The 4,565-nt window shown below is 70.5% G+C and carries 2 protein-coding genes; both read right to left on the bottom strand.

Features of this window, described 5'->3' with window-relative positions; all coding sequences use genetic code 11:
• Window positions 1–32 precede the first annotated feature (32 nt).
• Window positions 33–950 carry a diguanylate cyclase gene (locus tag QNA11_RS20570; RefSeq protein ID WP_283484573.1) on the bottom strand — a complete coding sequence of 306 codons (918 nt, stop codon included), beginning with the start codon at window positions 948–950 and terminating at the stop codon, window positions 33–35.
• Window positions 947–4,489, bottom strand: coding sequence for a response regulator (locus QNA11_RS20565; RefSeq protein ID WP_283484572.1), 3,543 nt, complete (start codon window positions 4,487–4,489; stop codon window positions 947–949). Before QNA11_RS20565 ends, QNA11_RS20570 begins: the two co-directional genes overlap by 4 nt.
• Between the last annotated feature and the right edge of the window lie 76 nt (window positions 4,490–4,565).

Raw genomic sequence — 4,565 nt, 5'->3', positions numbered from 1 at the left:
ATCGGCCGCGCCCGCTCGCCAGACGGAAAAGACTAGGGCCCGGGCTCGTGCCAGCAGATGCGGTTACGGCCGGCCTGCTTGGCGCGATACAGCGCGCTGTCGGCGGCCTCGAACAGCGCCGCCTGCGTTTCCTGGCTGCCCGGCTCCAGGGTGGCGCCGCCCACGCTGACCGTCAGGACAGGCGCCACGCTGGATGCCTCGTGCGCGATGCCGAGCGCCGCCACGGCCTCCAGCAGCTGCGACACCACCTGTCCAGCCTCGAGCGCGCCGGTCTCGGGCAGCAGCAGGACCAGTTCCTCGCCGCCGTAGCGCGCCGCCAGGTCCGCCGGGCGCCGCATGGCGCCGGCGGCGGCCCGGGCCACCGAGCGCAGCGCGCGGTCGCCGGCCGGGTGGCCATAGCGGTCGTTGTACTGTTTGAATGCGTCGATGTCGAGCAGGGCCAGCGAGAGCGGACGCTTGCCGCGCCGGGCGCGCTGCCATTCGAGGCCGTAGACCTCGTCGAAGCGGCGCCGGTTGGCCAGTTCCGTCAGGCCGTCGATGTTCGCCAGGCGCTCCAGCATCCTGCGCTGGCGCACCACCTGCAGGTGCAGGGCCACGCGCGCCATCACCACGGTCTGGTTGAAGGGCTTGACGATGTAGTCGGCCGCGCCCATCTTGAGGCCGGCCGCCTCGTCTTCGGGCCGGTCCAGGCCCGAGATGAAGATCACCGAGATGTGCGCGAGCTGCGGATCGGCGCGCAGGCGCCGCAGCACCTCGTAGCCGTCCATGTCGGGCATCATCACGTCGAGCAGGATGAGGTCGGGCTGGTGGCGCGCGGCACGTTCCAGCGCCTGAACGCCGTTCTTCGCGAGCAGCACCGTGTATTCGGGCTTCAGGAGTTCGCCCAGCACTTCGCGGTTGACGGCGTCGTCGTCGGCGATGAGGACCTTCTGTGCTTCCGCGATCTTCATGCGCCAGCCTCCTGGCCGAGCGCGAGGCGTTCGCGCAGGGCCGCAAGTGGAGCGAGCGCCGCGCCGTACTCGATTTCACGCACGGCGCGCCGAACGGCGGACAGGAGCTCCGCGCAGGCTGCCGGAGAGGCGCCGCCATGGGCGCCGGCGGCGAGCAGGCTTTCCAGCTGGGCCAGGGCATCCTCGGCGCGCGCATCGTCGCTGCGCAGGAAGCGATCCAGGCGCGCGATCACGGCCGCGAGCGCGGCCGGATCGGGCTGTCCGGGCAGGACGCTCGATGCCAGGCGTCTCAGGCCCGCCAGCACCGTATCGAGCGCGGCGACCACCGCCGCGACGTCCACCCCGACCCGGTCCGGCTGCCCTTCGCGCAAGCCCTGTTCCAGGCGCGCGGCGGCGCCGGTCAGATCGAAGGCGCCGACATAGGCCGCGCTGGACTTGAGATTGTGCGCCAGGGTCTGCAGGCGCGCATGGTCGCCGGCCCCCAGCGCCTCGCGCAGCTGGCGCGGGGCCGGCGCGTATTCGCGCACGAAGCTGCCGGCACGCTTCTGCAGGCGATGGCGCTGGCCGTCGACGTTCTCGAGGGCCGCATGCCAGTCGATGCCGGGCACCGCCGGCAGCGGCGCCTGGGCCGCGGCGTCGGCGCCGCGCTCGAAGTGGGGCGCCGACGCCTGCGCGATGGCGCCGGGCGGCAGCGGCCGGCCTTTCAGGCGCGCCGGGTCGATCCACTTGAGCAGGGTGCAGAACAGCAGGTCGGGATCGATCGGCTTGGTCACGTGGTCGTTCATGCCGGCCTCGCGGCTCAGGGCCCGGTCGCTGGGCAGGGCGTGCGCCGTCATCGCGACGACCGGAAGGGTGCGCAGGCGCGGATGGTTGCGGATCTCGCGGGTGGCGGACAGTCCGTCCATCTCCGGCATCTGGATGTCCATCAGCACCAGGTCGTAATCGCCTTCGTTCGCCATGCGCACCGCCTCGCGGCCGTTGAAGGCGACGTCGACCTGCATGCGGGCGGCGGCCATGAAGTCCAAGGCAACCTCGCGGTTGTTGGCATTGTCCTCGACCAGCAGGATGCGGGCGCCATCCAGGCGCGGCAGCTCGTCCATCACGGCCGGATAGGGCTCGGGGCCCCTGGCGCCTGCCGACTGGGGATGCAGGGCTTGCAGCAGGCTGTGGTAGAGCAGGGCCGGGCCGACCGGCTTGTGGAGAAACGCGTCCACCGGCAGTTCTCCCTGTTCTTCCATCACCGTGTCGCGGCTGCAGGCGGAGATCATCAGGATGGCGGGCAGGGTGGCCGGGGTCGCGGCGCCTGGCGCGCGGGCACGCCGGCGCATGCGGCGGATGGTCTCGACCCCGTCCAGTCCCGGCATCAGATAGTCCATCAGGACCAGCTGGTAGGCTTCGCCATTCTCGTCGGCGCGCGCGAGCATGGCCAGGCATTCCTCGCCCGAGGCCGCGGTGTCGGCGCGCAGGCCGAGGGCGCCCAGCATCTCGGCCAGGGCCAGGCGCGCGCTGGCGCTGTCGTCGACTACCAGGGCGCGCATGTCTGCGAGCTGGGCCTTGCGCAGCGCGCCGCTGCCCAGGATGGCGGGCTCTCCGCCCGCCACGCCGAGTGGCACCGTGAAGCTGAAGCGGCTGCCCACGCCCGGCGTGCTCGTCACCGCGATCTCGCCGCCCATCAGCTCGACCAGCTGGCGCGAGATCGACAGGCCCAGGCCCGTGCCGCCGTACTTGCGGGTGGTCGAGCTGTCGGCCTGGGTGAAGGACTGGAACAGGCGCTTGAGCTGTTCCTGGCTCATGCCGATGCCGGTGTCGCTGACGGAAAACGCCAGCACCACCCCGTCCTGCACCGTCTTGCGCAGTTCGACCGCCACCACGATCTCGCCCAGTTCGGTGAACTTGACGGCGTTGCCGGTCAGGTTGATCAGGACCTGGCCGAGGCGCAGCGGATCGCCCACCAGGCCTTGCGGCACGCCGGGACCGACCCGGAATACCAGCTCGATCCCCTTGGACTCGCTCTTCACGTCGAGCAGGCTCGATAGCTGGCCGAGCAGCTCGCCGAGCTGGAAGGGCACCGATTCGAGCGCCAGTTTGCCCGCTTCGATGCGCGAGAAATCGAGGATGTCGTTGATGATGCCCATCAGGTGCTCGCTGGCCCCGAGGATCTTGCCGAGGTAGTTGCGCTGGACCGGCGAAGGTTCGCGCGTCAACGCAAGGCGGCTCATGCCGATGATGGCGTTCATCGGGGTGCGGATCTCGTGGCTCATATTGGCGAGAAATTCCGACTTCATGCGGGTGCTGGCCTCGGCCTGCAGCATGGCGGTCTGCATGGCCTTGGTGCGCAGGCCGAGGATGCGCATGAAGACCAGCATATCGAAGGTGCTGCCGAAGACCAGGGCGTGCATGGTCCAGAAGTTGGCCGGCAGCTTGCCGTTGATGAGCTGGGCCGTCACCAGCGAGCAGGCGAAGGCGACCGCCCAGCCGAGCAGGAAATAGGTGCCGACCACGTCGCCGGCACGGGCGCGGCGCCAGGCGCCGGGCAGGCCGAGCAGCATCGGCAGAATGCCCAGGGTGCCGACGATCAGCACCAGCTTTGCGTGACCGATCACGCCGGTGGCGAAGCCCAGCGCCGTGAGCAGGCACAGGGCGGCCAGGGTCTTCATCATGATGCTGAAGATGCGGTCGCGTCCCGGGCGGGCCAGCGACTGCTCGACGAACAGGTAGGCGCCGCAGGAGGCGACGATCGAGGCGATGCCGGCGCCGTGCTCGAGCAGCCAGGCATTGCCCGGCCACAGGTACTGGCCGGCGGTGCCGAACCAGGCCGCCGAGTAGACCGTCACGCCCGCCGCCAGCAGCGCATATTTTCCGAACAGCGGCTCGCGCAGGCTGAGCCACTGGCCGATCGCGTACAGGAAGAGCGTGATGCGCAGGCCCAGCAGCAGGCCCTGGATGATCTGTTCCTGCAGGGCGACCGGCAGCACGGCGCGCGGCTGCATAAAGCTGATCGGCAGGATCTTGGGGCCCACCGAGCGTACCCGCAGCAGCACCGTATAGGACTGGCCCGGTGCGAGCCGCAGCACGGTGCCCGGTACCCGGCTGCGCAGGTTGTCGCCGCTCGGCGCCTGCATGCGGCCCAGGCTGGCCACCTGGCGCAGGCCTGCGCGCGAGTCCAGGTGGACATCGACTTCGTCGAGCAGGGCGAAATCGATCTGCATCACCCAGCCGCCGGGCGCGTCGGCCGCGACCTCGATCGGGATGCGCACCCAGGTCGTGCCCGGCTGCATGCCGAGGGTCGCATGGGCGGTGCGCGGTTGTTCGAACTCGCTGGCGCGCGCGACGACGCTAGCGGCGTCGAGACGGCTGTCCGGGTCGCGCAGGATGGTCACGCCCGGCCAGGCCTCGACCACCGCGGCCGAGCGCGTGAGCTGGAGGGGCGCCGCCTGCGCGAAGGCGAAGCCCGGCAGCACGATGGCGAGCAGCGCCGCCATGCGCAGGAAGCAGGCGAGCGAGGCGGGGAAAACAGAGGAAAACCGGGTGAACGTCATTGTGTCGATGTGATAGGGATGTCCGCGGGTGTCCCGCGCCTGGTCTCGGTGCGAACGATTCTAGCGGAGCCGCGGG

Source organism: Methylocystis sp. JR02 (assembly GCF_030063565.1).
Classification (GTDB): domain Bacteria; phylum Pseudomonadota; class Alphaproteobacteria; order Rhizobiales; family Beijerinckiaceae; genus Methylocystis; species Methylocystis iwaonis.
The sequence above is the reverse complement of the archived record's forward strand: the minus strand, read 5'-3'. Positions and strand labels throughout refer to the sequence as shown.